This window comes from Nostoc cf. commune SO-36 (assembly GCF_023734775.1).
Lineage (GTDB): Bacteria > Cyanobacteriota > Cyanobacteriia > Cyanobacteriales > Nostocaceae > Nostoc > Nostoc commune_A.
In genome coordinates this window covers 5,898,830-5,925,821 of sequence record NZ_AP025732.1, presented here as the reverse complement: position 1 = coordinate 5,925,821, position 26,992 = coordinate 5,898,830, and the positions used below count along the sequence as shown (strand labels likewise).

At 40.7% G+C, this 26,992-nt stretch carries 26 protein-coding genes and 2 pseudogenes; 14 read left to right on the top strand and 14 right to left on the bottom strand.

The genetic code is table 11. From position 1 onward, the window contains the following. Window positions 1-196 precede the first annotated feature (196 nt). On the top strand, window positions 197-1,372 hold the full coding sequence (locus ANSO36C_RS27010) for a patatin-like phospholipase family protein (RefSeq protein WP_251957250.1): 1,176 nt from the start codon (window positions 197-199) through the stop codon (window positions 1,370-1,372). A gap of 1,097 nt (window positions 1,373-2,469) precedes the next feature. Here ANSO36C_RS27010 and tsaE read toward each other — a convergent pair. Both tsaE and ANSO36C_RS27000 read right to left on the bottom strand, forming a co-directional pair. Further along, window positions 2,470-2,924, bottom strand: a pseudogene (gene tsaE, locus ANSO36C_RS27005) (tRNA (adenosine(37)-N6)-threonylcarbamoyltransferase complex ATPase subunit type 1 TsaE). A gap of 73 nt (window positions 2,925-2,997) precedes the next feature. Continuing rightward, window positions 2,998-4,362 (bottom strand): gluconeogenesis factor YvcK family protein, encoded by a 1,365-nt coding sequence (locus tag ANSO36C_RS27000; protein WP_251957248.1) that lies wholly within the window; start codon window positions 4,360-4,362, stop codon window positions 2,998-3,000. Between the two features lie 174 nt (window positions 4,363-4,536). On the opposite strand from ANSO36C_RS27000, the gene ruvC reads away from it, so the two are divergent. Beyond that, on the top strand, window positions 4,537-5,028 hold the full coding sequence (gene ruvC, locus ANSO36C_RS26995; RefSeq protein WP_251960451.1) for a crossover junction endodeoxyribonuclease RuvC: 492 nt from the start codon (window positions 4,537-4,539) through the stop codon (window positions 5,026-5,028). Between the two features lie 336 nt (window positions 5,029-5,364). Further along, on the top strand, window positions 5,365-6,444 hold the full coding sequence (mtnA, locus tag ANSO36C_RS26990; RefSeq protein ID WP_251957246.1) for an S-methyl-5-thioribose-1-phosphate isomerase: 1,080 nt from the start codon (window positions 5,365-5,367) through the stop codon (window positions 6,442-6,444). A gap of 859 nt (window positions 6,445-7,303) precedes the next feature. On the opposite strand, the gene ANSO36C_RS26985 is transcribed toward mtnA, so the two are convergent. Beyond that, complete coding sequence (locus tag ANSO36C_RS26985) at window positions 7,304-8,725, bottom strand: NADP-dependent isocitrate dehydrogenase (RefSeq protein WP_251957245.1); 1,422 nt, start codon at window positions 8,723-8,725, stop codon at window positions 7,304-7,306. 273 nt (window positions 8,726-8,998) lie between these two features. On the opposite strand from ANSO36C_RS26985, the gene ANSO36C_RS26980 reads away from it, so the two are divergent. From ANSO36C_RS26980 to ANSO36C_RS26960, 5 genes are all read left to right on the top strand, one after another. Further along, on the top strand, window positions 8,999-9,727 hold the full coding sequence (locus tag ANSO36C_RS26980) for a GUN4 domain-containing protein (RefSeq protein WP_251957243.1): 729 nt from the start codon (window positions 8,999-9,001) through the stop codon (window positions 9,725-9,727). Window positions 9,728-9,755: 28 nt separating this feature from the next. Then, entirely contained in the window at window positions 9,756-9,926 is a 171-nt protein-coding gene (locus tag ANSO36C_RS26975; RefSeq protein WP_251957241.1) for a type II toxin-antitoxin system HicB family antitoxin, read from the top strand. Between the two features lie 309 nt (window positions 9,927-10,235). Next, window positions 10,236-11,366, top strand: a complete 1,131-nt coding sequence (locus ANSO36C_RS26970; protein WP_251957239.1) for an ABC transporter ATP-binding protein — start codon at window positions 10,236-10,238, stop codon at window positions 11,364-11,366. Between the two features lie 201 nt (window positions 11,367-11,567). Then, complete coding sequence (locus tag ANSO36C_RS26965) at window positions 11,568-12,191, top strand: Uma2 family endonuclease (RefSeq protein ID WP_251957237.1); 624 nt, start codon at window positions 11,568-11,570, stop codon at window positions 12,189-12,191. Window positions 12,192-12,625: 434 nt separating this feature from the next. Next, a complete protein-coding gene (locus ANSO36C_RS26960) occupies window positions 12,626-13,405 on the top strand; it encodes a Fe-Mn family superoxide dismutase (RefSeq protein ID WP_323374519.1) in 780 nt (259 codons plus the stop codon). Window positions 13,406-13,485: 80 nt separating this feature from the next. Here ANSO36C_RS26960 and rsmG read toward each other — a convergent pair whose 3' ends face one another. Both rsmG and ANSO36C_RS26950 read right to left on the bottom strand, forming a co-directional pair. Next, the gene (gene rsmG, locus ANSO36C_RS26955) at window positions 13,486-14,220 is read right to left on the bottom strand and encodes a 16S rRNA (guanine(527)-N(7))-methyltransferase RsmG (protein ID WP_251957235.1); all 735 of its coding nucleotides are present in this window, start codon (window positions 14,218-14,220) and stop codon (window positions 13,486-13,488) included. A 119-nt stretch (window positions 14,221-14,339) separates the two neighbouring features. Then, a complete protein-coding gene (locus ANSO36C_RS26950) occupies window positions 14,340-15,014 on the bottom strand; it encodes an ABC transporter ATP-binding protein (protein ID WP_251957233.1) in 675 nt (224 codons plus the stop codon). A 306-nt stretch (window positions 15,015-15,320) separates the two neighbouring features. Between ANSO36C_RS26950 and ANSO36C_RS26945 the strand changes: the two genes are divergently transcribed. The 3 genes from ANSO36C_RS26945 (at window position 15,321) to ANSO36C_RS26935 (ending at window position 17,279) form a co-directional block, all read left to right on the top strand. Next, window positions 15,321-16,277 carry a Sll0314/Alr1548 family TPR repeat-containing protein gene (locus tag ANSO36C_RS26945; protein WP_251957231.1) on the top strand — a complete coding sequence of 319 codons (957 nt, stop codon included), beginning with the start codon at window positions 15,321-15,323 and terminating at the stop codon, window positions 16,275-16,277. Window positions 16,278-16,386: 109 nt separating this feature from the next. Further along, window positions 16,387-16,839, top strand: coding sequence for a DUF3531 family protein (locus ANSO36C_RS26940; RefSeq protein WP_069070833.1), 453 nt, complete (start codon window positions 16,387-16,389; stop codon window positions 16,837-16,839). An 8-nt stretch (window positions 16,840-16,847) separates the two neighbouring features. Then, window positions 16,848-17,279, top strand: a complete 432-nt coding sequence (locus ANSO36C_RS26935; protein WP_251957229.1) for an NUDIX hydrolase — start codon at window positions 16,848-16,850, stop codon at window positions 17,277-17,279. A gap of 37 nt (window positions 17,280-17,316) precedes the next feature. Here ANSO36C_RS26935 and ANSO36C_RS26930 read toward each other — a convergent pair whose 3' ends face one another. Then, entirely contained in the window at window positions 17,317-17,496 is a 180-nt protein-coding gene (locus ANSO36C_RS26930; protein ID WP_251957227.1) for a toxin-antitoxin system HicB family antitoxin, read from the bottom strand. Window positions 17,497-17,567: 71 nt separating this feature from the next. On the opposite strand from ANSO36C_RS26930, the pseudogene ANSO36C_RS35140 reads away from it, so the two are divergent. After that, window positions 17,568-18,781, top strand: a pseudogene (locus ANSO36C_RS35140) (ISAzo13 family transposase). A gap of 248 nt (window positions 18,782-19,029) precedes the next feature. Here ANSO36C_RS35140 and ANSO36C_RS26915 read toward each other — a convergent pair. From ANSO36C_RS26915 to ANSO36C_RS26885, 8 genes are all read right to left on the bottom strand, one after another. Then, window positions 19,030-19,488 carry a cupin domain-containing protein gene (locus tag ANSO36C_RS26915; RefSeq protein WP_251957225.1) on the bottom strand — a complete coding sequence of 153 codons (459 nt, stop codon included), beginning with the start codon at window positions 19,486-19,488 and terminating at the stop codon, window positions 19,030-19,032. Between the two features lie 160 nt (window positions 19,489-19,648). Further along, complete coding sequence (locus tag ANSO36C_RS35135; RefSeq protein WP_410174639.1) at window positions 19,649-19,915, bottom strand: DUF4232 domain-containing protein; 267 nt, start codon at window positions 19,913-19,915, stop codon at window positions 19,649-19,651. Further along, the gene (locus tag ANSO36C_RS26910; RefSeq protein ID WP_251957223.1) at window positions 19,915-20,130 is read right to left on the bottom strand and encodes a hypothetical protein; all 216 of its coding nucleotides are present in this window, start codon (window positions 20,128-20,130) and stop codon (window positions 19,915-19,917) included. Before ANSO36C_RS26910 ends, ANSO36C_RS35135 begins: the two co-directional genes overlap by 1 nt. 2 nt (window positions 20,131-20,132) lie before the next feature. Continuing rightward, window positions 20,133-20,831 carry a DUF4396 domain-containing protein gene (locus tag ANSO36C_RS26905; RefSeq protein ID WP_251957222.1) on the bottom strand — a complete coding sequence of 233 codons (699 nt, stop codon included), beginning with the start codon at window positions 20,829-20,831 and terminating at the stop codon, window positions 20,133-20,135. A 273-nt stretch (window positions 20,832-21,104) separates the two neighbouring features. Then, window positions 21,105-22,262 carry a glycoside hydrolase family 15 protein gene (locus tag ANSO36C_RS26900; RefSeq protein WP_251957220.1) on the bottom strand — a complete coding sequence of 386 codons (1,158 nt, stop codon included), beginning with the start codon at window positions 22,260-22,262 and terminating at the stop codon, window positions 21,105-21,107. 10 nt (window positions 22,263-22,272) lie between these two features. After that, entirely contained in the window at window positions 22,273-23,502 is a 1,230-nt protein-coding gene (locus tag ANSO36C_RS26895) for a glycoside hydrolase family 15 protein (protein ID WP_251957218.1), read from the bottom strand. Between the two features lie 50 nt (window positions 23,503-23,552). Then, window positions 23,553-24,491, bottom strand: a complete 939-nt coding sequence (locus tag ANSO36C_RS26890; RefSeq protein ID WP_251957217.1) for a cation diffusion facilitator family transporter — start codon at window positions 24,489-24,491, stop codon at window positions 23,553-23,555. 5 nt (window positions 24,492-24,496) lie between these two features. Next, window positions 24,497-25,309: an SDR family oxidoreductase gene (locus tag ANSO36C_RS26885; RefSeq protein WP_251957215.1), complete on the bottom strand. Its 813-nt coding sequence runs from the start codon at window positions 25,307-25,309 to the stop codon at window positions 24,497-24,499. 588 nt (window positions 25,310-25,897) lie between these two features. On the opposite strand from ANSO36C_RS26885, the gene ANSO36C_RS26880 reads away from it, so the two are divergent. Further along, the gene (locus ANSO36C_RS26880) at window positions 25,898-26,392 is read left to right on the top strand and encodes a DUF2231 domain-containing protein (RefSeq protein WP_251957213.1); all 495 of its coding nucleotides are present in this window, start codon (window positions 25,898-25,900) and stop codon (window positions 26,390-26,392) included. Further along, on the top strand, window positions 26,389-26,982 hold the full coding sequence (locus tag ANSO36C_RS26875; RefSeq protein ID WP_251957211.1) for a DUF2231 domain-containing protein: 594 nt from the start codon (window positions 26,389-26,391) through the stop codon (window positions 26,980-26,982). Before ANSO36C_RS26880 ends, ANSO36C_RS26875 begins: the two co-directional genes overlap by 4 nt. The last annotated feature ends 10 nt before the right edge of the window (window positions 26,983-26,992 follow it).

Here is a 26,992-nt window from a genome sequence, read left to right as displayed (position 1 = left end):
TTTTTCCCTGCTTGACTTCCTTCTCTAACGAGATGCTGCGCGTTGGCGGAAGCCTCTCACAGAAAAGGCAGTTCGTGAAAACTTAGGTATCTTCCACCAGGATAAGAGTAAACAAGCTAATGGAACCGTATTGCAATGCATTCCATGATGCTTGTACCCAGAAAGATAACCATAGAAATAATCAAAGAGAATTGCTATGTCCTTCAAAATTTTAGCTTTAGATGGTGGTGGCATTCGTGGAGTCGTTGCAGCACGAATACTTCAACAAGTAGAACAAGAAATTAGAAATCAGGGGAAAGGAGAGTTTTTACACGAATACTTTGACCTAATTGCTGGCACTTCTACTGGTTCAATCCTAACAGGAGGGATTGCTGTAGGAAGTACGAGCGATCAACTAATTAAAATGTATCAAAATCGGGGTAAAGATATATTTCCGACAGCTAGAAAAGAGCGCTATAAAAACTTTCCTTCCTTCATTAAACCAATTCTTGATGTCTTCTCAGCATCTAGATATTCTCATGATGGAATTATTAGCGTCCTCAAAGATGCTTATAAATCTATAAGAATAAAGGATATTGAAAAACCTATTATTTTGATTCTTGCTTACGATACGCTATATCGCAACACAACCTTTTTTACAAATTGTCATCCCGATTTAGGAGACAGATGGTACGATGACTGTTATTTATGGCAGATATGTACCGCTTCTGCTTCAGCACCTACTTTTTTTCCACCATATAAATTGGAACCTGTAGATAAAGAAAAATTTGGTGATTGGGAATTCCCTCACATTGATGGCGGAGTTTCTGCTAATAACCCATCTCTGGCAGCTTTAAGTTTAGTTATGAGGGTTAGTCAGTCTTCAGTCTCTCCAACAATCAAGCAAAAATATAAACTGGATAATCTCCGACTGGAAGATATTTCTATCCTTTCTATTGGCACAGGTCAAACTGGTGAACCATATAAATATGAACAAATAAGCAATTGGAGAGGCTTAGATTGGGTTCAAAATCTTACTAATATTTTTATGGAACCGTCATCTGAGATTGATAGTACGATTTGTCGGCAAATCATGGGTGGCTATGAGTCTAAACGTTATTTACGTCTTCAGTTTGACTTAAATGAGACATTTAAACCTAAACCAAAAGAGACTTATAAAGATCCTCGCATTGTATTACCTCCAGAAGATCGAAAAAACAAATTTACAAATGAAAAAATCACTGAAGAAATAGATAACGCTAATTTTGAGATTGTTCAGCAGTTAATAGATACTACCTCTGCATTTATTGAGCGAGGTCTGACGTACTATACCAGAGACGACTCTGGTTCTCCGATAAAAAAGGCGATCGCCTCCTTTATTAAAGATAACTAATGACATATAGCATTAGTTATGAGGCAATACGCTTGGGTTAAGGGTAAAAGCTAAAAGTGGTGTAGGTTGGATTTCGCTATTGCTCAACCCAACCTAATATTTTTCACAAAGCCAAGCGTAAGTAAATGGGCGTAAATAAATATAATATTTTCCATCATTGCGAGTGAAGCGAAGCAATCCCAGAGACTTTGCGATTGCTTCGCTTCACTCGCAATGACATCTTATATTTAATCATGCCTACCTACTTATTGCACCAGTAGTGCATCCACGTAAGCATACTAACTTCAACTTATAATAAAACGTTTCGTACTTACAAATGAAATATCGTATAAACACGAGACGTTTTTAGTTATTTATTTTTAAATATCAGTGCTAATTACAGATGTGAATCTAAAAATTTATTGCTAGTTAAAATTATTAAAACTAATTTTGCAAATTTATAAAATAGTTTATTTTTTTGGATAGATTGTGAACTTAACTTGGGCATACTAAGTGTAAGAAAAGTTAAACATTATACAGAATTTGCTTATTGCTTAACTTTTTTACTAGCATTCGCTGCTAAATAATCTAGATTGCTTCTCCGAACGAGGTAGGGAACTAATCGGTTTCAATCGAAGTTGACTAAGTTCTCTCAAAATTCTTACTGAACCCAACAACAGTTTATTTACACTTGCTTGATTCGTACACCAACCATCTAAATCAGTTTTTAACTGTTTATTACAGCAATAAAGCTAGTAGATGCCAATATATCCTGTTTAGTTAAGAATCACTTTAGGTTCAATACTATTCGGATACGATAACTCCGCCTGGATTTAAGGGAGTGAAGGAAAAAGTAGTCTCCCTTAAAAAAAAAGCCAGTGCATTGCAAACTTTCCAAATCTCTAAGAACAGACGGCGGCTTGCTGACTGCCATTTTCGATTGAAGAAAAGCTGATTCAATATTTTTTGGTTGAGATAACAATGTTAGTAACTGACAGTGGCGAACGTGGTAGTGGCAGATAGAACGAGTGTAAAGTTCTTCCTCGACTATTTGCAGTAATTTTTTAGTATTGCGATCAAAAAAGTGAAATCTCTCGTACTTCAGTCGGGAGATGAGCTTAAATTGCGGCAATAACTTTGCTAATGGCACAATTGAATGGTATGAGTTCGACTTGACGAGTGCCTTCATGCCCATAAGTTAAACTTACACTCAGATAACTATCTGGCTTGTAGGGTAATCGTTCTGCCCATTCAACTGCGACAATTCCTGGTATGACTTCAACACCTTCCCAATAGCTTTCCAAGTTCAGGGTTGTAACTTCTTGTGGTTCTAAGCGATATAAATCCAGGTGGTAAAGGGGAAAGCGCCCTTCTGTGTACTCATTAATCAGTGTAAAAGTGGGACTGACAATAGTTCAGTAATTCCTAAACCCTTGCCAATGCCTTGAACTAGGGTAGTTTTACCAGCACCTAAATCACCTTCTAGTAAAATTACACTGCCAGGAGTTAGGGATTCACCAAGAGTAATACCTAAGCGTAGCGTCGCTTCTGTATCTGCAAGAAAAATTTTCATACTTAATTATTTAGTTATTAGTCATTAGTCTAAACAAAGGACAAGTGACAAATGACTAATGAAAAATTTATCTTCAGTGATTAACTCTACCGTACCACCGCAATAACACTTGTGCTAGCTTCTGCGGATTGTGACGAATAACACCCGTTTCATCTTCAAACAAAACATTAGCTGGAACAATCCTTCGTCCTAGCTGAGTTACGGCTTCTCTATCTAAGAAAACGGGATGGGAGTTTTGTTGGGCATAGCGGATGAGTGATTGCTCTGAGGGGGATTTTTTGTGTATTAGTACAGCATCGAATAGCCGTCTTTCTCCACAAGCTGCATCAATTGCTCTGATGTGGTCTGCAACAGTGTAGCCTTCCGTTTCTCCTGGTTGAGTCATTATATTGCAGATATAAATACGGGGGGCATCTGTTTTAGCGATCGCATCGGCAATTTCTGGTACTAATAAATTAGGAATTAGGCTTGTATAAAGGCTACCTGGGCCAATAATAATGTAATCAGCTTCTTTAAGTGCTTTAATAGCTGCTGGCACTGCCGGAGGATTAGCTGGAATGCAGCCAATTTTAACTATTTTACCGCCAGCTTTCGGAATGCTAGACTCCCCATCAATGCGGCGACCATCGGCTAATTCTGCCCAGAGGCGAACATCACTGAGAGTTGCTGGTAGTACTTGTCCCCGTACCGCTAGTACTTTAGAACTGGCTGCAACTGCTTGTTCTAAATCTCCAGTAATATCACTCATTGCCGTTAAAAATAAATTACCAAAACTGTGACCAGTTAAACCATCTCCAGCTCGGAAACGGTATTGAAACAATTCTGTTAATAACTTTTCTTCATCTGCTAGTGCAGCTAAACAATTGCGAATATCCCCTGGTGGTAGCACTCCAAATTCTTGACGCAACCGCCCAGAAGATCCACCATCATCGGCAACAGTGACAATAGCTGTAATATTAGCGCTGTAGGTTTTCAGTCCCCTCAACAACGTAGAAAGTCCTGTACCACCACCAATTACTACTATTTTTGGGCCTCGGTACAATCGACGATGAGCCATCAAGACATCAATGAGTTCCTCTCCGCCTTCTGCTCTCAGTACCTTAGTAATTGAGCCGACAGTGCGAGTTTGGCCCCAAAGCACTAACAGCAAGCCGCCAAGCAGCACCAAAGGCCCACTGATATAGTTCGGTAAGAGGTTGGTGATGACTCCCAAGAAACCTCTAACCAACTCAATCATCCAAAAAATTGGGGTTAGCTTAATCCAAATAGCTAACCCCAAGCTTGCCAGCAGTACACCCCCAATACTGATCAACAACCAACGTTTTACCGATAGTCCAGGGGATAACCATTTGAACCACTGGTTAACCCGATAGGAAGTACGGGAGCGCGACTGCTTTTGCAGGGCGTTGAGGGCTTGTCTGAGAAAACCATTTGACATACCTGATTCGGAGCAGTGCTACAAACAATAGTTAACAGGAAATTTACACCACTTGGTTTAAAACATTAGGCGTGAAACTATTATATTTGTCAATCCCATTAGACTAAGAGCAAATCGTCAAGATTGCCAGCATTTCTAATTAAACAATATCCTGCCTTGGTAAAAGTGAATTTAATGGAAAAACGAATTTTAGGATTAGATCCAGGATTGGCAATTTTAGGATTTGGGGCAATTAGCTGCACACAAAACCTCAACAAGATACCAGAGACTACAGTAAATATGCTGGATTTTGGAGTAATTAAAACGTCCGCAGATGTGGAAATGGGACAACGCCTATGTACCTTGTTTGATGATTTACACACCGTGATGGAAGAATTTAAACCAGATTTGGTTGCGATCGAGAAACTATTTTTTTATCGGATGTCAAGTACAATCCTGGTTGCACAGGCGCGGGGTATAGTTATTTTAGTGTTGGGGCAGCGTCGTCTTCCTTATGTAGAGTTTACTCCTGCTCAAATTAAACAGGCTTTAACCGGATATGGTAATGCTGATAAATCGGAAGTACAAGAAGCTGTGGCGCGGGAGTTGGATTTAGATGAGATCCCTAAGCCGGATGATGCTGCGGATGCTTTGGCAGTGGCTTTGACGGCTTCGTATCAGTTATAGTGTCGTAAAACGAGAATAAAATTGGAAACTAGAGAATAAAGTTGGAAAGCAACTGGCACAGATAGGAACTTGGATCAAGAAATCAGAATTTCAAAATTTATGTAAAATTCTGATTTCAAGTAAATAGATAGACTCAACTAGCTTCGCTTTTAGGGCGGATACCAGAAGCGATCGCTCGCAATCTGAAGTTGCTATGATTATTGCCTACTTTCCCAAATAGTCTCAAGATTAGGAAGAAGTAGGGGAAGAGGTGAAAATGTCCAATCCTCAATACCCAATATCTTCCTATGACTTTTAAATTTTGAATTTTTAATTTTGAATTCGGAGCAAAGCGACGTGACACCTTCTACAAACCAGGTTTATCCCGTTATTTGGCACAACGACTCAGTGTCACTAATTGACCAAACCCGCCTACCTAACGAATATACATTTGTCGAAATTCACCGCAGTGAAGATATGGCGCGGGCAATTAAAACGATGATTGTGCGAGGTGCGCCAGCAATTGGTGTAGCTGCGGCTTATGGAATGTATCTTGGTGCAAGGGAAATTGAAACTAGCGATCGCACCGAATTTTTGCAACACTTAGATAAAGTTGCCCAGTTGTTGCGTTCTACTCGTCCGACGGCGGTAAATTTATTTTGGGCAATTAGTCGGATGATCAAAGCTGCCTACGAAACGCTGGGAACAGTAGAAGATATTAAAGAAACCCTTTTCCAAACAGCCCAAGCAATTAATATTGAAGATTTGCAAACCTGTCAAGCGATCGGCGATCATGGTTTGGCAGTGTTACCTAATACCCCAGAAAAGCTAAGGTTACTTACTCACTGCAACGCCGGGGCATTAGCTACTGCTGGTTATGGCACTGCTTTAGGTGTTGTGCGTTCTGCATGGAGGGAAGGACGTTTGGAACGTTTATTTGCCGATGAAACCCGTCCTCGTTTGCAAGGTGCAAAACTCACCACTTGGGAATGTGTGCAAGAAGGTATTCCAGTTACATTAATTACTGATAATATGGCAGCCCATTGCATGAAACAGGGTTTGATTCATGCTGTAGTTGTGGGTGCTGATCGCATTGCTGCTAATGGTGACACTGCTAATAAAATTGGTACATATAGTGTGGCGATCGCAGCTAAGGCACATAATATCCCCTTCTTTGTCGCTGCACCCCTTTCCACCGTTGATTTTGAATTAGCCGATGGCAGCCAAATTCCCATCGAGGAACGCGAACCAACAGAAATCTATCAAGTTGGCGATACCATTCTCACACCTGAAGGTGTAAATTTTTACAACCCAGCTTTTGATGTGACTCCGGCTGAGTTGATTACAGCCATCATTACAGAGAATGGAGCGATCGCACCTGATAAATTAGCAAAATCACAGGTAAAGCAATTACCGATTGCGTTAAATCCGAATTAATGGAGAACTTGCGCCGAGTTCTCGATAACTCTAAATCCGAATAACGGAAACTTTATAGGGCAATACAGTTCAGTTAAGCATTTCTTCCTTCTCTTCCTTTGTGTACTTTGCGTACTTTGCGGTTCGTTAAAAAATTGACTTTGACAAAAAGTGAAGCCTTAACCCAAGCGTATTGCTTTATAGGGAATTGCCCCAAAACAAAGTCCCCGACTTTTTAGAAAAGTCGGGGACTTTGTTTTTTGACTAGTTTTAAATCTGACGCAATACGGTTCGGTTAAAGCAAGAGACGCGATAAATCGCCGTCTCTACAATTAACGGCGTGTCATCAAAAAACCTTATCCAAACCGTATTGAAATCTAGCAGATCAAAATTTATCAGTAATTTTTTCAATAATTTTATCTAAACTTCATATTTTGACTAAATTTAATAAGCAAAATCCGCAATTACTTTCTCAAAATAAGCTTTGACTTACTCAAACCCCAGTTTGCTTTCCCATTTTGGTGTTTTCCGCAAGCAAAAGCAGCTTTGACTTACTCAAACCCCAGTTTGCTTTCTCATTTTGGTGTTTTCCGCAAGCAAAAGCAGCTTTGACTTACTCAAACCCCAGTTTGCTTTCTCATTTCAGTGTTTTCTGCAAGTAAAATAAGCTTTTGCTTTCTCAAAATGCCATTTGACTTACTCAAACCCCAGTTTGCTTTCTCATTTTGGTGTTTTCCGCAAGTAAAATGCCATTTTGCTTACTAAATTAGTTACAAAAATTAAAGTTTAACTTTGTCCCTCTCCGACTCGGAGAGGGACAGGTTTTGCGTAGTAAAACCAGGGAGAGGTCTTTTGATTCGACTAATTAACCCTAGTAAACTTAACCAAAATGCTGAATAATTGCGTCGGCAAATTCAGAACATTTTAAGGGTTCAACTGGTGGTTCTAGCAACCGGGCTAAATCGTAGGTGACTTGACTATTAGCGATCGCATCGCTTAAACCTTTCTTAACTAGGTCTGCGGCTTCTTGCCAACCCATAAATTCCAGCATCATCACACCAGACAAAATTACTGAACCAGGATTAATCCGATCTAAGCCGGCGTGTTTGGGTGCTGTGCCGTGGGTAGCTTCAAATATGGCACTAGAATCACCAATATTTGCTCCTGGCCCCATTCCCAAACCCCCAACAATGGCAGCCGCCGCATCAGATAAATAATCGCCGTTCAAGTTCATCGTCGCCAGAATCGAATACTCATCCGGTCTGGTTTGAATTTGTTGAAAAATGCTGTCAGCAATCCGGTCATTCACCAAAACTTTCTCTTTCCATTTGCCATCGCCGTGGCTTGCCCAAATTGTGTTAAGAACAGTTTCAACTTCCTTGACAACTTGCGCTTTCTTGTCTGGAGTAAGATTATCAAACCCAGGCTCAATCTGGCGGGCGTTTTCTTCCAAGGAAATATTGGGATTTTTTTCCTTGTTACTCAAAATCCAAGATTCTTGTTCAGTGACAGTTTCTTGGCGAAATTCACTGGTTGCTAGTTCATAACCCCAGTCGCGGAAAGCGCCTTCGGTGTACTTCATGATGTTGCCCTTATGCACCAAAGTCACTTGTTGCTTGTTTTTGGGCAATAGCAAAGCGTGTTTGATGGCGCGTCTAACTAGGCGCTGAGAACCAGTTTTGCTGATGGGTTTAATGCCAATACCAGAATCAAGAGGAATGCGTTTTTTCCCATGTTCTGGGGTGGCGGGGATTAATTCTTCATTGAGAAGTTTAATTAAGCGATCGCCAATTTCGCTACCTTGTCGCCACTCAATGCCTAAATAAATATCTTCTGTGTTCTCCCGATAAACAATTACATCCAGCTTTTCGGGGTTTTTGTGGGGTGAAGGCGTACCTGCATAGTAACGGCAAGGACGCACGCAGGCATACAAGTCAAAAATTTGTCGTAGTGCCACATTTAAAGAACGGATTCCTCCCCCAACGGGAGTAGTCAAAGGCCCTTTAATAGCCACACCGTATTCTTCAATTGCCGTGAGAGTGTCCTGAGGTAAATACTGATAAGTCCCGTATAAATCACAAGCTTCATCCCCAGCGTAAACCTTGAACCAGCTAATTTTACGCTGACCCTTATATGCTTTGGCTACCGCAGCATCAAGAACTTTTTGGGTAGCAGGCCAAATATCGATACCTGTACCATCGCCGCGAATAAAGGGGATAATTGGATTGTCCGGTACGATTGGTTCACCATTTTTGAAGGTGATTTTTGCTCCGGCTGCGGGGGGGGTAATCTTTTCGTACATCGTTCACACACTCCTAATCGATACGCTGCTATTCAAAAAATCTTATGTGGCAGGCTTGTATATTTTGCTATGTCTTTTGTTCACCAAGCCATAAGGCAAAGATTTTCCCCCTATTCTCCTTGTACATTATTTGGGGATTAAGTGTGGGATTGAGTGAAGCGATCGCAATTTTGTACGATCAAAAATAGTAAACTACTTTTCGCTATCAATGCTTTTCCAAGGTAAAGCGCGATAGCTTACCACTCTTTCACTGACCGTTAAAACAAGAATGGCATGACAGACCCAATGATTTTATCAGACCCTGCAAATGACATCGACTCCCTCCGACAACCGTTAATCGCCGGGTCTGAAAAAGTCCAACAACAGATAATCCCACAATTAGCTGAGTTAGGTAATGAGGGATTAGACGTGTTGATGGAATTTTTACTGAAACGACGTGAAAACCCAGCGACTTGGATTGATGGCAAAGCTTACCAAGTCCTCTATAACTCTGATGCACCTCAAGCCAAAGAATTTTTGCGCTCTTGTTTTCCTGAGGGAATTGTACCTCTAAAATCAGAGTGCGGGATTAACTACAATTCTTTGCAACAGCTACTTGCTGTTCAAGACTTCCAAGCAGCCGATCGCGTCACCATCGAAAAAATGTGTGAACTGTCAGGGCCAACGGCTGTACAACGAAAATGGTTGTACTTTACTGAGGTAGAAAATACCTCGGCTGTTGACTTGCAAACCATTAACAACCTCTGGTTAGTCCACTCTGAAGGTAAATTTGGTTTTTCAGTGCAGCGAGAAATCTGGTTAAGTTTAGGTAAAAATTGGGAGAATTTCTGGCCGAAAATTGGCTGGAAAGCAGGTAACACCTGGACGCGATACCCTAACGAGTTTACCTGGGATTTGAGCGCGCCTAAAGGTCACTTACCCCTTTCTAATCAACTTCGGGGGGTACGAGTCTTTGCTTCTTTACTTTCTCACCCAGCTTGGTTGAAGAATCCAGAAAAATAATGATTTTGAGCTTACGGACAAATAGATTATGATCAATCCCACCAAGCGAGAATTCTACGTCATCATTGAACGGGATGAAGATGGCTACTATGTCGGAGAAGTCCCTCAGCTAGAAGCCTGTTACAGTCAAGGAGAAACAATTGATGAGTTGATGGCTAATATTAAAGAAGTAATTGAACTTTGTTTAGAGGATGTGTGAGAAGTTAAAAATATCATGCTACCGTCTGCGATCAGAGTATGACTTAAAGAGCCTAAAAGTCAGAAAGTTTGGTTCTGAACGAAAAAGCTTTGGTAAGACAGAAATTCGTTTAGAACCTTATTTTGCATAGGTTTTTTCCAATGCCATGCAGTGAATGAGGCTCTAAAATTTCTGATTAGAGTTGTGCAGGATAACCAAGTTTCTGCATTTATAAAGTAGTTTCACAGTTTCTCCGAGGGTGCGGATAAAATCTTTTAGTACTTAGTTGGAAGTGCCGCAGATCCCAAACTGAAAATATCAAATCAGATAATGGCAAACGTTCGTCTAGAAGATATTAAGCGTAGATTCAATAACGTTACCGCGATCGAGGACATTACCTTTGAAATTCCTGATGGCGAATTTTGGGTTTTAGTCGGGCCATCGGGTTGTGGTAAGTCTACAATTTTGCGAACGATCGCAGGTTTAGAAACTGCCACATCAGGTAAACTCTATATTGGCGATCGCTTGGTAAATAATATCCCAGCCAGACAACGCGATGTGGCGATGGTATTCCAAAACTACGCCCTCTATCCTCACATGAGTGTGGCAGAAAATATCGGTTTTGGCTTGCAAATGCGGAAGGTTGACCGAAAAATCATTCAAGAACGAGTGATGAATGTGGCGCGATCGCTTTCTCTAGATCACTTGCTGGATCGTAAGCCGAAACAACTTTCCGGGGGACAGCAACAACGGGTAGCATTAGGAAGAGCGATCGTTCGTGAACCACAAGTGTTTTTACTTGATGAACCTTTATCTAATTTAGATGCCCAATTACGCGACGATACCAGGGCAGAATTGAAACAGTTACATCAAGAATTAGGAATTACCACAATTTACGTCACCCATGATCAAGTTGAAGCAATGACTTTGGCTGATAAAATTGTTGTGCTAAATCGTGGACGAATTCAACAAATCGGCGATCCCCAAAGTATTTATGCAAGTCCTGCTAATCAGATGGTGGCAACTTTTTTAGGCAGTCCGCCAATGAATATTTTGCCTGCAATCTATGAAAATAAGGGTTTTGATGTGAGTGGGCAATTATTAACGATTCCAGCAGATGTGAAAAAATTACAGTTGCGTCAGGGACACAGTTACGATCTGGGGATTCGTCCTGAGCATATTTTTATTAACGAACCGCCCTCCGGGTTCACAGTCACCTACAGCGCTGATTCACCAAGTCGCCAAGAAGAAAATGAGAGTCAACTGGTTGTAGAAGTTAAAGTAGTGGAACCTTTGGGAAGGGAAACTTTGATTCGGGCTGGCTTACCTGGTTCGGCGGTGATGTTGAATATTCAAGTGGGTGGGGATGTGCGTCTGCGTCCAAGCGATCGCCTTTCTTTACAACTTGATTTAAATCACTTGTTTGTATTTGATCCCAAAACTGGCGACAGAATATTATAAGCGTGTAACTTTGACCTTGCGTCGTGCGATCGCGGTCATTTGTTAATTAAATAGCGACAATTTGCTGTATCTATTGCTGAGTAAGAACCTTGGTGCGTCCATGCCGAATTACTTTCAGCTTTGGCCACTACACCCCGTTAACTCTTAATTTTCAGGTTACAGCAGTGAGAAGTAGTTTATATCCATAATCAGGATGAAATAATGATTCAATCACTACAAAAACTATTTACATTTGATGAATATTTAGAGTTTTTAGAAACACAACCGGAAAACATTCGTTATGAATTACACGATGGAGATATTATTCAAATGCCGCCACCATCGGGGAAACACGAGCAAATAGTAGCATTTTTAACAATGATATTAGGGTACGAGTGTCTTCGTCTTAAACTTAATTACGGTATACCTAAAACCGCCACAGTGAAGCCAGAAAATAAAATGTCAGGGTACTATCCTGATGTTTTGTTAATGAATTTTTCTAACTTGGGTAATGAACCATTATGGGAGAAACAATCTATCCTTAGTAAACCAGATTCAATTCCATTAGTGATTGAAGTCGTCAGTACTAACTGGAGAGATGATTATCATAAAAAGTTTGCTGACTATGAAGAAATGGGTATTCAAGAATATTGGATTGTAGATTATGCTGCTTTGGGTAGCAAGGAATTGATAGGCGACCCCAAACAGCCAACAATCACAATTTACTCTTTAAGTGATGAGGGTGAATATCGTGGTAAACAGTTTAGAGGAGACGACCGTATAAAGTCGCCAACATTTCCAGATTTAAATCTAACTGTTGAACAAATTTTTTCAGTGCGTTATTGATAAACAGGCATTTCCCGACATTTCACCAAAAATACAAAACACCAAACAACTAAGAATTACACTTACCCCCAGGACTTTATCAGCCTATATTTGATTTTAAGCGAGGAAAAAATAAGAAGAAAGTATAATGTGGGTGAAATGCCTGACGACCTCGATTAACTACCCAATACCCCACAATTCCCTTAACACCCCGTAGCGTCTCTTGTGACGATAGGGTTTATTTTTGGTGGTTGGGTGCGAACCTATGATTAGTTGTAAAAAGATAGTTTAAGTAAAAATACATAATATATTATATATTAGTATTTAATATTACAAATCTTGTAAATAGTTTCTTAAACTGCCAGAAATAATCACAACTAACAATTTTTTGTAGCCAAAATCTAAGAAAATAAAAACGGCAATAAAGACTTAATGGATTGGCTGCAAAAACTTATATGACTATTAATCGACGTAATTTCTTGTTTTTATTCACAGCAGGTGCGGGTACTTTTGCATTAAATGCTTGTGCATCGGCAGAGACATCTCCTGAAAGAAACACTGCAACTCCTGAATCAACACCAAACACAATAGCAAATACAACACCAAATAAACCAGGTACTATCCAACTACCGCCTTTACCTTACGCATACGAAGCACTGGAACCACACATCGATGCTAAAACGATGCAATTTCACCATGATAAACACCACGCAACTTATGTAAAAAACCTAAATGCAGCGTTAGATAAACACCCAGAACTCAAAGGCAAAACTATTGAAGAACTGTTGCAGAAACTTGACATTGTACCACAAGATATTCGCAGAACAGTACGCAATAATGGCGGTGGTCATGTGAACCACTCAATGTTCTGGCAAATTATGAAGCCGAAAGGTGGGGGAGAACCAACAGGAAATATAGCCTCCGCAATTAATCAGAATTTTGGCTCTTTTGCAGCTTTCAAAAAACAGTTTAACGAAGCTGGTGCTGGCCGTTTTGGTAGTGGTTGGGTTTGGCTAGTGCGTAACAAAGGTGGCAAGTTGGAAGTGACAACTACAGCCAATCAAGATAGTCCCTTAAGTGCAGGCAAATATCCCATTCTAGGTAATGACGTATGGGAACATGCATATTATCTCAATTACCAGAATCGCCGTGCCGATTATTTAAATGCTTGGTGGAACGTGATTAATTGGGATGAGATTAACAAGCGTTTTGCAGCAGCCAGTAAACTTGCTTAAACATTGAGATGTTGATATTCTATCCCTATCAAAGTAATTCGTAATTACAACAGCTTGCACTCTTTCTAATTACGAATTAGTCAAAGAGGCTTTTGAGTAGGTACACCAACAGCACGGGGAAACTGAACTGGTGTAGTGGCTACTTTACGCAAATAGACACAGTGCCGGATGCTGTGACTCAGGGGTGTTGTAAATTTTTCGATTGATTCAACAACGCCACCCAACAGCTTCACAGCATTCTGCAAAGCAGTTGTTTCATCCTCTGTCCAATTACCGCGATAAATTATGGCTAAACCTCCCTGTTTGAGCAGTGGTAAGGTATATTCTGCACAGACCGAAACTGCCCCTACAGCACGGATCAATGCAATATCGTAAGCTAGTCGATGCTGCGGGTGATGGCCGATTTCTTCAGCCCTACCAACAAGAGTTTTGGCATTGGCAAGGGCAAGTTCAGTTAATATATTGTCGATAAAAGCAATTTTTTTCCGAGTTGAATCGAGAAGAGTAATTGTGCAATTAGGTACAGTACTTGCCACTGGAATACCCGGAAAACCTGCACCAGTACCAATATCAATGATATTAGGGAAAGCGGGGGAGAAATTTGTTGATAAAAGAGGTGCAATTCCTCGCAGAGAATCCCAGAGATGTTTTTCCCAAAACTCTTGAGGGTCAGTGATCCGAGTTAAATTTAGTTGGCGATTTCCTTCTAGGATTAACTCATAAAGCTTTTGAAATTGGGCTTTTTGTTGACTGGTTGGTTGCCAATTAAGAGTTTGCTGCCAGATTTCTGCCATCTCAGGCAATAAGTTTGTCATTTGTCATTTGTCATTTGTCATTTGGTATGAGACATGGGGCATAGTTTTTCTCTTTGTCCCCTTGTCCCCTTGTCCCCTTGTCCCCTTGTCCCCTTGTCCCCTTGTCCCCTGCTCTTTTCTCACACCGTTGGTAGAGGTTCTTTAATTTTGGATTCTAGTGACTTTGGATCTACTGATTCTAGTTCGCCGTGATTGAGTGTCCAGCAACGGTCTGCGATCGCTAACAGATCCCCAGCATCATGTGTCACTACCAACAGCGTCCAATCTTGTTTCAGTTTCGCTAATAAATTTACCAGCTGCCGACGCATTGACCAATCTAACCCAGCTGTGGGTTCATCCAATAAGAGTAAATTTGGCTGGCGAATCAATTGCACTGCCAAAGCCAAACGTCGTTGCTGACCACCACTCAAAGCATGAGGAGCAGCAGAGAGCGATAAATGCTCTAATCCCACCTCAGTAAGGGCTTGTCTAACTCGTTCTGACCCTAACTCAGGATGTCCTAAACGCAATTCTTCTAAAATTGAACTACCACAAAAGTGCCGCTCTGGAAACTGAAATACTAAACCGGCTAATTGTTGTAGCTGTTCGGCTATAAGTTCTTGTTCCCGCCAGAAGAGTGCGCCAGTAGTGGGTTCGGCTAGTCCTGATAAAATTTCTAGCAGTGTACTTTTACCTGAACCACTTGGGCCAATAATCAAACCTAGCTGCTGGGGTGCTAATTCCAAGTTGATCGATTTGAGAATCGCTGTTGGGCAAGCTGTGGGGTGATAATTTACATTTCGGAGATAAAGCATTTGTTAAGATTACCAAAAAGTCAGCAAATTACTGATTAGCTACACTGAGAGTATCTGGAAAATTCTGAAAAAATTTATAGCGCATTACCTGGATTAACACCTTAATCTAGCAGCAAGAATCATCTACTTTTTCTCCATTGTGGCAGACTAAGCCTTAAACAATGGCTAGAGTAAGCCTGGAAACATTGAAAGATTACCAATATATAAGAAAATTTTGGTTGAAGCAGAGGCAAGTTAAAATTGACCATTTTTGCATTCTAAGTAACACATACAAATATTTCAACCGCAATTATTCTAAGGGTAAAAATGATTAAAAGGTTTTTTTCGCGTCAATTAGTAGTGTCTGCTAAACTCACTACCCTTGCTCAGACTGCTTTTGCAGTTGCGATCGCCTTTGGCGTTGCCCCTTGGGCAATCGCACTTAATCTGTGGGTAAATCCTTCATTGGCTGGCGATCCGTTTCGCAATCGTGAACCTCATCAAATTGGCGATCAAACAGAAGCCGCTTTTAAAGCGATGTTTCAACAGGGCAACTATCCAGCAGCAGAGCGTTATCTAGAACAAGCAATATCTAAAGAACCAAATGAACCTCTAGCTTATGCCATGAAAGCATCTTTAGCATACGGAAATAAAGATTGGTCTAAACTCGATACCTATAGTCAGAAAACTCTAGAAACTGGACAAAAACTGATTACTAGCGATCCATTGCGTGGTAATTTATACACTGCTGTTGGTCATTTTTTAGAGGGTGCAGTAGTTCTCACTCGTCAGGGTACAGTTAACGGTATACCGCAAGCCTTTAGTCGGCTGCGACAAGTTTATGAATATTTAGATAAAGCGGAAGCAATTTCTGCCAACGATCCAGAATTGAATTTAATCAAGGGTTATATGGATTTATTGTTGGCGGTCAATTTGCCTTTTGCCAGCCCAGATCAGGCAATTGGACGATTAGAACAAAATGCTTCTCCTCAATATCTAGTGGATCGGGGTATTGCTCTTGCTTACCGTGATTTAAAACGGTATCCAAAAGCACTAGAGCATGTCAACCGGGCGATTAAAACCACATCAGATAATCCAGAAATTTATTATCTCAAAGCCCAAATCCTGAAAAACCTGGGGCAAAAAGAAAAAAACCAGCAGATGATCCAGGAAGCGATCGCTAATTTTGACAAAGCATTAACCAAAAAATCCCAACTCCCAAGCGATTTAGTCAAACAAATTGAGCGTGAACGCAAAAATGCTGCTAGCCTTAACAATCCTTAGCCCCAATTCCCAATGCCCAATGCTCAATGCCCAATGCCCAATTCCCAATTCCCTATGCCCTACTTTGATATGCTTATTTGCAGAACAGTAATTGAGATACTAGACCAAAATGGAGATTCAGTTCCGCGAAATTAATCCTTTTGATATGTGGATTTGGCTGAAATTCAGCACAAATCCTTCTGCGCGTGAAAAGCAGTATGTAGAAGAAGTTTTCAATTCCTGGTTTTATCTGGGTAAATTGGGTGCATTTAATGCAGAAAATCTTCAGGTGCAGGACACTGGACTAGATATTAGCTACATGAATTATGATGAGCAAGGGTATGACAAAAGCTTGCTAGCACTGATGCACAACATTGGGGAGTTTGAATATGAGGGCCAGTGGGGACGTTGTTGGTTTGACTTAGGAACCAGTGATGCGATCGCATTGGATATTTTAATCAACGCCCTCACACAGCTAAGTCAGGAATATGTCACCATTGAAGAATTATACATCGGTGGCGAAAATCCAGATTGGCCTATTGAGGATAGCGAAAGTCGTCCTCAGTCTATTTACGATAATTAGTTACAAAAATGAATAAAGCAGGCGAAATTCGGGTAATAGCCTTGGGGCTAATTCGGAATGGCGAACGCATATTTGTTTCTGAAGGCTACGATCCCGTAAAACAAGAAACATTTTATCGGGCTTTAGGCGGTGGTGTCGATTTTGGCGAAACCAGTCGCGCCGCCTTAGAACGGGAGTTTCAAGAAGAAATTCAGGCAGACTTAACGAATATTAAATATCTAGGTTGTATAGAGAGCTTGTTTACATTTAATGGTAGGCAAGGTCATGAAATTATTCAGCTTTATCAATGTGACTTTGTTGATTCCAAATTTTATCAACTGGAAAGTTTAGTTTTTTCAGAATCACAAACTCATAAACATAAAGCGTTATGGATGGATATCTCCCGCTTCAAATCTGGGGAATTCAGATTAGTACCTGAAGTATTTTTTGAATATTTATAAAGAATATGGAAGTTTACTAAGATTGCTTTGCCGTTAATTATGCTACTGCACTCAGCAAAGACACAATATACTGATTGAGACTAACGCCTTCCCGTTCAGAAGTCTCAGCTAAACGTCGATGTAAAGATTTCGGTATCCGTACTAGTAGTTTACCGCTATAGCTATCATTACTACTTGGTAAGGGAATATTATCATCGGCTTCATAAGGGACTTGCAAGAAAATAAAATACCAGCCATTCTAGAAGAGAAGAAGCGGTGAACTGTCCGCGCCTAGTTTAAATATCTAGAATGGGAATCCCTCAATTCATGCTCACCGACACCATCAAATCGACCTTTAAAGATGCAGCACAGAAACTGACTAGCAATCGCAAACGAGATTTCATGGCAAAAGTTACCGAAGATTACTTCGATAGTTCAGCACGCATTGCAGAAACCGTTATGGGATGGAATCGCCAGAGTGTGCAACTCGGCTTGCATGAAAGGCGGACGGGGATAGTCTGTGTAGAGAATTATCAGGCAAGGGGACGACACAATAGTATTGAGGTATTGCCCAACTTAGAAGCAGATATTCGTTCATTGGTGGATGCTCAAGCTCAAGCCGACCCTAAATTTCAATCGACCTTTCTGTATGCCCGCATTAGTGCCAGAGCAGTAAGAGAAGCATTAGTAAGTGTTCATGGCTATAACGAGAGCGAATTGCCATCTCGTCAAACTTGTGGAGAAATTCTCAATCGCTTAGGGTATCGCCTAAAAAAACACAAAAAACGAAACCCTTGAAAAAGATTCCGCAAACTGATGCCATTTTCGAGAATGTGTTCCGGGAGAATCAGGCATCAGATGAAAACCCCAAATCGTTGCGAGTGTCTATAGATACTAAAGCTAAGGTGAAGATTGGCAACCTTTCTAGAGGCGGTAAAGCTCGGACAATGGAGGCGAAAGCTGCTGATGACCACGATACACAGTGGTCATCAGTCTTAGTTCCCTTTGGCATTCTCAATACACATAATGACCAGCTATCGATTTACTTGGGTCAGTCGGCGGAAACCAGTGATTTTATCGTCGATTGTTTAACCGCTTGGTGGCATGAGAATCAACACAATTACCTGGAACTTGATGAGTGGGTGATTGATCTTGATGGCGGTGCCGCTACTCGCAGTAACCGCACACAATTTATCAAACGCATGGTTGAGTTGTCTTGTGCAATTAATTTAAAAATTCGACTGATTTATTATCCCCCTTACCATAGCAAGTACAATCCAATAGAGCGGTGTTGGGCTGCCTTGGAGAACTATTGGAATGGTGCGATTTTAGATTCTGTTGCCGCCGCAGCACAATGGGCCGCCAATATGACTTGGAAAGGAATTGCTCCCATTGTACATCTGGTTCAAACCACATATCACAAAGGAATCAAGGTTCTCTCGCAAGAGTTAGAACAATACCAACCCCAATGGCAGCGTTCTGAAACATTACCCAAATGGGATATTACTATTGTCCCTGTTTAGCTGGTACTTTATTTTCTTGCAAGTCCCTAAGCTGTCTCAATCCACAATTCCCGCGCCTCATTGAGATTTGCCATTGTCTCTTCAAAATGAGAATTGCTGGGTCACAACATCTTATGTTTGAGCATAATTCCTCATTATCTCATGCCAGAAACTTTCTTTACCCCTCCCCCAACCGCTATATGCGCCCTGATGCTTAATAGCGATCGCCCCGTCGGAAGCGATCGCTCGCTACTAATCCAAGTTGCTAGTTACCTAAATCGACACGATTGCTCTATAGTGGGAGTCTCTTCGAGTTGTACTATTATCAGAACAGCTGGTGCATCGCCTACTGTTCCAGATAAGTGACCTTTATGACCTTGCGCGTCTGTTTTCGTACCTTGATCTTCTCCAAAGGAAATTTCGCCTTCCCCCATCTCGACTCGCTGTCCGTCCATAGTCTCGACAAACCAGCGTCCCGACAAAGGTATGACCCACTGGGGTTTCGGGTTCTCATGCCAGTTGCCAACCCATCCCACGGGTAGCACAGTAAAGATGATTGTAGCACCAGACTGCTTCAAATTAGAAAGCCACTGCGGTGAAGTATCCGGGGCTATGCCTTTTTGCATGAAGTCTGCAATTTGACAACGGGATTGGTGGCTTATACCGTCTTGGTCAGTCCAGACGTGCCAGTATTCAATTGTTGGTTTGGGTGATGAGTTATTCTGCATAATAATGGCTCTTTTTGCTCTGAAATAGTATTGAAAGGCGATCGCTATTATTGGATAATTCCTGGCTGTACTGGTCGAACTCTGACTTTACCTGTACAAGCGTTAATTGTTTCTGGCAGGGTAAAGCGGTGGTAGGCATTTGGAGGGGTGATGAAAATTTTCACAGACGTTGGACAGGTCTGACCAACATCTCTAATATGGTTGTAAGCAATCTCAAATGAGGCTTGCTCATTGGAGCTAGAGTTATATTTCCGGGAGATTGCTGTTGTGGGATTGGGGTACGAATGACTTTCACGCCCTTGAGAGGCTGATTTTGGGAGTTTAGCAAGACAAATCCCGGATAACCATAGAGGTTGCAGGGTGAGGAACGTTTATTAGTAAAAGCGTAAATAATGTAAATAATAAAGACACTTCCCGCGCCCAGCATTATGTAGAAGCTTTCCGTACTGATAATTGTTCAGTGTGGCAACGTGGAAAGTTAGCAGCCGAGTTTGTTTCAGGGCTATAACTTTCTCTAGTCGTTGGCTTTGGTTGTTGTTTAGTGGCTAAGGAGGAATTTGTACAGCCAGTTATTAGTGCTGCACAAGTTAAGAAAATACCACCACTATAAACTTTGGTAAAAAATTTGATTTTATGTTTCAAAACTACATCACTTCCTTAATTTCTTTACTAAGCAGCCACCAATTTACTGGGTAACTAGTGAGAAAGCCACATACCATCCCAATTTGCATCATCAACCAAAAAACGGGATTATTTGGGCGTAACGTTTCTGGCGAGAAAAGAATAAAAAGTGCGATCGCCATCCAGCCATACATCCCAACTTGCCAAGCTGTTAATGAGAGGGTATCCGCTTTCACCGCAGCTTTCAAACCCTCACTCATCGAAACTCCCCGCATCGGTTTGATGGTGAAATATTGAAAAGCAATCCCCAAAATGAACGCAACAATATAATCTAATACCCAAGTCCCAAGAATGTGACTACCAAATATCACAATTGGCACGAAGAATACAAACCATTCAGCAACAATATCTCCTAAAGTGCAACCACTACCGCAATGACTTGCTCCAACAGCAACGCTTTGCCAAAATGGTTTTTTCTTATTTGGGGGTTTTTCATCTCGTTCCTTTGCTCTTTGAACTCGTTGCTTGGTACTTAATCGACCTACTTTGTAATAAGCATAAAGTCCCAATGGCCCTGACCATAAAGCTGTAACTGGCCAAACTATTTGCATAATCCACATATTTTGTGGATTTTTAGTAAAGATATCAAGCGCAATTATCAAAAAGCAAATACCAGCAGTGATTAATGAAATAATTGCTAGATTGTAAAGCCATTGGGGCATATAGATACCTCCGGTGAGAATAAAGTTTAATACCAATTCTTAATTGAAAAAGTTAGATTTAACTTAATACTTCTAGTTACAGCACTTCCGGCAGCTATGAGGTACATCCTCAAAGCTAAAAGCTATGTTAGGAGAGAGGCAATAAGAAAAACTGTATTGCATAATAGCGGGAAGCGCTGTAAATCTATCTATGACTGAATTTGAGAGAATTGCTCTGAGATTAATTAACAATTAATTGTCTTTGATGAAAAGATGAAAGCTAATGGCTTACTGCTATCCAACCTCAACCGTATAATTACGTTCTTCCCATTTGCTGCTATCAATCCATAAAAAAGTAAACTTTATTGGTCTTTGCTGATTATTAGAAATAGAGATATCTACAAAGTTTACTCCTAATTTTGTAGAAGTAGCAGGTGTATTTTTTACGGTTTGCCAGTTATCATTTGACCAGTGCAACTGAAAAGATGCTAAAGCTTGAATTCGCAATGTATGACTTTTTTTAACTTTGTCTACTTGACGATTAAACTTCCAAATTTCTAATGATTTACATTGCTTTCTTTCGCCTAAATATCGATTCGCTACCTCTGGAATAAAATCAAATACCCGACCATCATGAGTTGACCGCAGCAGTTTGATATACTCGGCGTGCGCCCACATTAAAGGCATTGCTGAACCTGTTGGTTTTCCTAAGTACAAGTGGGCATCAGGTTTATCTGCTTCATCCCAAATTTGTTCTGGTAGCAAACAAGTGTCTGAAGCAAATCCTTCCATTACCTTGATATATGTTTTGACATCGCCGCCAACAGCTAATTCATAATGTCCCCGTTCTCCTGTCAAAAGAGGCCAAGCGCGTCCCTTACCCCAGCCAACATAAGCACTTCCGTCTTCTTGCTGTCCGTAGCCGTCATGGTTGTAACGATGCCAACAAGGGCCAACGGGTGTATCTACTTTTAAAACGGCATCAATCACTTTGACAGAATCAACGATAATCGAATCGTCTGGTTTACGAATTCCGTAGCGCACCAATTGCAGAAATCCGCCATCAACAATTTCCTTCGCTGGAAATTCTGCTGGTTCACCAGGTGGCTGACTACTGATGAAAAGAGTTCCTTGGTTGGGATTTTCGTGAGGTTGAGGATTATTGATATCTGTAGGAGTAATGCGGATATAATGCCGTTTGATGCCCGGAACTAGAGTGCCTTCGGTAGTTACTGTCCACTCTTCAATGTGACATTCTAAAAAATCAGCGTATTCTTCGATGAATTGTGCTGTTGCTTCATCGCCACGTTCACGAACAAATTGAGCAGCACAAATTAAAGCAGCAATATTAGATGCTAATGTTGATGGTGAATAACCACTATTTTCTTCCCAGCGTTCTTGTTGGGTTGCTGGGCCGTGACGAATTAAATAACCTGCCGCCCGTAAAATCATGGGATAAATATCAAAGTTTTAGTGGTACATTTTCCTGGCGTAACAACCATGCTAGAAGAATGGGAAATGCTACTTCATCTAGTTGAATACCTTTCCAATAGGGTTCGCCATCAACCCAGAAATTTTGGGGAAAACCGCCATCTTCCTGCTGACTAGTTGCAAGATAAATTAGCGATCGCACTGCTGTATCTGTTTCCCCAGCAGCCACTAAACCTGATACACTGCTAACCATATCCCGCGTCCAGACAAGGTGATATCCTCCTTGGTCTTGGTCGTCTTTGGCTTCTCCCCAAGGGATAGCCATAGATGCAATTAAAGCACCGGGATAAGTTTTGTCTTCGTGTGCCAACAACAAGCTAACACTGTTGTGGTACAACTTACCCTCATCATAAGAACTATTTTCTAATGAATGGATACTGTCACGCGATCGCTTCCACTGTTCGTTATATTGCTGCTTCTGCTTTTCAAAAGGAATATTGAGTGACTGAAACAGTGTAGAAATGGCATTGTGCAGATTTGTCCCAAATGCCAATCCTAAAGTAAACTCTTTAGTGCTATCTAAATTTAGTTCTCCAGTCAGAGCAAGGTTGCCATCTATAGCACTGTCAAACTCCCAATCCATCTGAAAATTATCAGCTAAATCTGTCCAACCATCACTTTGTCCAACGTAGCCACAGGAAAGACGAGTAAAGGGAATTGTTGCACCCAGCGCCAGCCATGTTCCTTCTTTCTCGGCCGTTAGAATACGATGTCCAGCAACTTCTACAGCATAACCATTATTACCTCTACCTCCAACTTCCAGATGTGGCGCACACAAAGCGTATAGCTGGAGTTGGGAAATAAAATCACTATTTCCTGTTAACTTTGTGCGTTGTAAAATACAGGATAAATGCGGGTCAGCAATTACTTCTTTGATTACAGCATAACGCCCTTGTGGATCGGAATTAGTGATGCGATATCCTAAACCGTGAGTCCACATCGGTTCAACTTTTGATTCGAGATGGCGTTTCTCTTCGTGAAAAAAGCTTTTTCCATCAGAAATTAGATACTGTAAATCCCGAACTTGTGGTTTATCTACTGTAGGATGATAGATTTCAGTAACAACACCATTCCAGATAGTAAACCAAATTTTACTAGAGGTAGAGTAAGCTGTTCCGACTCCATCTTTATTAGCATGAGTCCATCGAGGATCGATACCCGGTGAACCAAAAGCCTGTCTTTGACTAAGAATTTTTACCATAATTTGTTGTACAGTTCAGGACTGTAGTTGATATTTATTTGATTAAAAAATTATTGAGAATTTTGAGAATATTTGCGAGATGCAGTTAATGATTTAGCTTCAATAAAAATTTGTTTTATTTCAGGATGCTTTTGGCGAATGTTTGCTTCTAAACTTTCTACAGTTAAAGCTATTTCTTCACCTGTAAGATTGTGAAAAAATTGAAGTTCCAAGTTGAGCAATACTTCTTTAGGAGCAAGCTGCATTGTTAGCACTCGGATAACTTCTTTCACTCCTGGTTCTGTTTTTGACAAAGAACGGATATTAGCTATGGTTTGAGGATCGGCACTTTCACCAACTAATAGTCCTTTACTTTCTCTTGCTAGTACCACTGCTACTATAGCTAAGATAATGCCAATGATAATTGAGGCGATTCCGTCAAAATAAACATTATTAAATAGATGACCTAAAAATATTCCGATTAAGGCAACGAGTAAACCTGAAATGGCAGCAGTATCCTCAAATAAGATTGTAATTACTGTAGGATCTTTACTATTTTTGATAGCTTGCCAAAAATTTTGTTTGCCCTTGGTCGGCAAAAACTCTTTTAAAGCTACAGTCCAAGAATAACCCTCCAATAGTATTGCCATACCTAACACAATATAATTCCACATTGGGTTTTCTAAAGGACTGGGGTTAATTAAATGAGTAATTCCCTCATAAATTGACATTCCGCCACCGATAGCAAAGATGAGGATAGCAACGATAAAAGTCCAGAAATAAAGTTCTTGGCCGTAACCAAAAGGATGACTATCATCTGCTGGTTTTTGGCTCCTGCTAATTCCCAGCAAAAGTAATAGTTGATCGCCAGTATCTACGACTGAATGAATACCTTCAGATATCATAGCCGAACTGCCGGTAATAGAGGCGGCGATAAATTTAGTAATAGCGATCGCTAAATTCGACCCCATCGCCACAAAGATTGTTTTTTTAGATGAATCAGTTGCCATGAATTTTAACCATTCTCTGTAAACCCTGGATACAAGGTCATACCACCATCTACAAACAGTGTTGTACCGTTAACATAATCAGAGTCATCAGAAGCCAACCAAACTGCTGCTTTGGCGATATCTTCTACATCACCTACTCGTTTTGCTGGAATCAATTTTAGTAACTTTGCCTCTGCTTCTGGAGTATCCCAAGCTGATTTATTAATTGGAGTTTTGATTGCACCAGGGGCAATGCTATTAACACGAATTTTGTGAGGGGCAAGTTCTTGAGCAATACTTTGCATCATCATATTGATACCGCCTTTACTAGCAGCATAATTGACATGGCCTGCCCAAGGAATTACCTGATGCACAGAACTCATACAAATAATCTTACCTGCCGCACAAGAAATATCAGGCTTCACACCTCGACGCAAGAATTCCTTTGCGGCTTCTCTAGCACACAAAAATTGTCCCGTTAGATTTATCCCAATCACTGCATTCCATTGATCGAGGGTCATATCTATAAATGCTGAGTCTTTTTGAATGCCTGCATTACTTACTAAAATATCAATAGTGCCAAATTCTTGAAGTGTTTTGCTGAACATTGCCTTTACTTGGTCTTCTTTGCTGACATCAGCTTGAATAGCGAATGCTTCTCCATTAGCAGCTTTGATATCATCAACAATTTTGTGGGCTTCTTCAGCTTCCGAATGGTAATTAATAGCTACTGCTGCACCTGATGCAGCCAAATAGCGAGCTATAGCTTCACCAATCCCAGAACTAGCACCTGTCACAAGTGCTTTTTGACCTTTAAGCAGGTAAGGGGAATAACTCATAATACTTTTTCAGAATTTTTGCTACGTATTTTCATTTGCAAAGTTTGAGGATAGCTGATATGGAAAACTTATGATTGAATCCAAATTGAAGCAAGCTGTCCTACGTTGAAATTTTTATACTAATTACACATTTTGCTTATGTGTTTAATTTTTGACAGCTATTTTTGTAATTCTGGCATTACTTTAGAGGTTTGCAAGAATTAATGCTTCTAGCCATTGGGATAATAAATATCTCTACCGAAAGAACTATAAAAATTTCATCACGATTTCATTATTGGATGAAATCTTTAAAGGATCAAGTCAATGAAGAGGAAAAGGAGCAGGGGGCAGGGGGAAAACCCCATAAATAAATTTATTAAAATTGGAAACTGGAGGAATTTAGCTAACAGTAAATCATAATTTATTTTTGTTGGATAAGTCATCCCTAAGATAGTAGATTTTTGCTCTATCTTTTAGGTATTGATTGTTAGGAATTCTAAATCTTGTCAGCATCTGCAAAATTAGAAATCCCCAAACAGTCAATACTGAATCCTATTTTTTACAAAATATCTAAGTAATCATAACGACTAATACACCAAGGAAAAAGCGATGTCTGCCTTACCTCTCAATAGCCAGAATCTACCTTACCCCGATCCTTTGCACCCGATCGTTGTTCACTTTGTGATTGCGATGGTGTTTTTTTCTTTCTTCTGTGATGTGGTGGGGTATTTTACTCGCAACGTGCGTTTATTTGAGGTGAGTTTTTGGAATATGTTTGTTGCTGCGATCGCAATTTTCATCGCAATTATCTTCGGTCAATTTGAAGCAGGGCTAGCCCAAGCCCAGGAAGCAGCCCAATCAACACTGAATTATCATACCGTCTTGGGTTGGTCACTGGCGGCGATTGTTGCAGCGATCGCAGCTTGGCGTTTTGTGATTCGCAACCGCAGCCCCCGAAGAGTACCGCCTGCTTATTTGGGGGCTGCAACATTGTTAGTGTGTCTAGTATTTGTACAAGTGTATTTGGGGAGTAAACTGTTTTGGGTATATGGGTTGCACGTCGAACCTGTAGTTCAAGCCATGAAACAGGGAGTTTCACCATGAACCCACAACTGATTGAGCAGTTGAGATTACGGTTGGGCGCTAACGGATTACCTTATGAGATTCCTTTACATCCTCAATTCGTGCATCTAACGCTGGGTTTGTTTATCATTGCCATCATTTTTGATATAGCAGGAGTGCTGTTTTCTTTAGAAAAACCTATTTTCAGATTTTTGGGATTGGCCACCATCCGTTCCAGCTTTTTTGATGTCGGCTGGTACAACCTGATAGCAGCAGCAGCAATCACGTTTTTCACGGTTGCAGCTGGTTTTTTTGAGCTACTTTTGGCAAATCCACCACTCGATCAAAAGAGTGCTTGGGGGTTGAGTGCTGGTTTGACGATGCTTTTACATGGTTTGGGTGGCGTTTTGTTGTTGGGGATTATTGTCGCCATGACTGTATGGAGAGGTTTGCAACGCTATCGCTGGCGGAAGGATGCTTCCAGACAGGTGCAGTGGGCTTACTTGTTAGCAGGGATTGCAATGCTGGGGATATTATTCGTTCACGGAACATTGGGGGCGCAATTGGGAGAGGAATTTGGGATTCATGTTACTGCTGCTAATACAATTTCTAAAAATGTTTACAGCAAATAATTAAACGAGA

Coding starts and splice junctions, on each gene's coding strand:
- ruvC (WP_251960451.1), top strand. CDS start 4,537: ATGGAAAAACGAATTTTAGGATTAGATCCAGGATTGGCAATTTTAGGA.
- ANSO36C_RS27010 (WP_251957250.1), top strand. CDS start 197: ATGTCCTTCAAAATTTTAGCTTTAGATGGTGGTGGCATTCGTGGAGTC.
- ANSO36C_RS26880 (WP_251957213.1), top strand. CDS start 25,898: ATGTCTGCCTTACCTCTCAATAGCCAGAATCTACCTTACCCCGATCCT.
- rsmG (WP_251957235.1), bottom strand. CDS start 14,220: ATGACAAACTTATTGCCTGAGATGGCAGAAATCTGGCAGCAAACTCTT.
- ANSO36C_RS26940 (WP_069070833.1), top strand. CDS start 16,387: ATGGAGATTCAGTTCCGCGAAATTAATCCTTTTGATATGTGGATTTGG.
- ANSO36C_RS26900 (WP_251957220.1), bottom strand. CDS start 22,262: ATGATTTTACGGGCGGCAGGTTATTTAATTCGTCACGGCCCAGCAACC.
- ANSO36C_RS26970 (WP_251957239.1), top strand. CDS start 10,236: ATGGCAAACGTTCGTCTAGAAGATATTAAGCGTAGATTCAATAACGTT.
- ANSO36C_RS26890 (WP_251957217.1), bottom strand. CDS start 24,491: ATGGCAACTGATTCATCTAAAAAAACAATCTTTGTGGCGATGGGGTCG.
- ANSO36C_RS26945 (WP_251957231.1), top strand. CDS start 15,321: ATGATTAAAAGGTTTTTTTCGCGTCAATTAGTAGTGTCTGCTAAACTC.
- ANSO36C_RS26985 (WP_251957245.1), bottom strand. CDS start 8,725: ATGTACGAAAAGATTACCCCCCCCGCAGCCGGAGCAAAAATCACCTTC.
- ANSO36C_RS26885 (WP_251957215.1), bottom strand. CDS start 25,309: ATGAGTTATTCCCCTTACCTGCTTAAAGGTCAAAAAGCACTTGTGACA.
- ANSO36C_RS26905 (WP_251957222.1), bottom strand. CDS start 20,831: ATGCCCCAATGGCTTTACAATCTAGCAATTATTTCATTAATCACTGCT.
- ANSO36C_RS35135 (WP_410174639.1), bottom strand. CDS start 19,915: ATGCTGGGCGCGGGAAGTGTCTTTATTATTTACATTATTTACGCTTTT.
- ANSO36C_RS26895 (WP_251957218.1), bottom strand. CDS start 23,502: ATGGTAAAAATTCTTAGTCAAAGACAGGCTTTTGGTTCACCGGGTATC.
- ANSO36C_RS26975 (WP_251957241.1), top strand. CDS start 9,756: ATGATCAATCCCACCAAGCGAGAATTCTACGTCATCATTGAACGGGAT.
- ANSO36C_RS26980 (WP_251957243.1), top strand. CDS start 8,999: ATGACAGACCCAATGATTTTATCAGACCCTGCAAATGACATCGACTCC.
- ANSO36C_RS26875 (WP_251957211.1), top strand. CDS start 26,389: ATGAACCCACAACTGATTGAGCAGTTGAGATTACGGTTGGGCGCTAAC.
- ANSO36C_RS26915 (WP_251957225.1), bottom strand. CDS start 19,488: ATGCAGAATAACTCATCACCCAAACCAACAATTGAATACTGGCACGTC.
- ANSO36C_RS26935 (WP_251957229.1), top strand. CDS start 16,848: ATGAATAAAGCAGGCGAAATTCGGGTAATAGCCTTGGGGCTAATTCGG.
- ANSO36C_RS26960 (WP_323374519.1), top strand. CDS start 12,626: ATGACTATTAATCGACGTAATTTCTTGTTTTTATTCACAGCAGGTGCG.
- ANSO36C_RS26950 (WP_251957233.1), bottom strand. CDS start 15,014: ATGCTTTATCTCCGAAATGTAAATTATCACCCCACAGCTTGCCCAACA.
- ANSO36C_RS26965 (WP_251957237.1), top strand. CDS start 11,568: ATGATTCAATCACTACAAAAACTATTTACATTTGATGAATATTTAGAG.
- ANSO36C_RS27000 (WP_251957248.1), bottom strand. CDS start 4,362: ATGTCAAATGGTTTTCTCAGACAAGCCCTCAACGCCCTGCAAAAGCAG.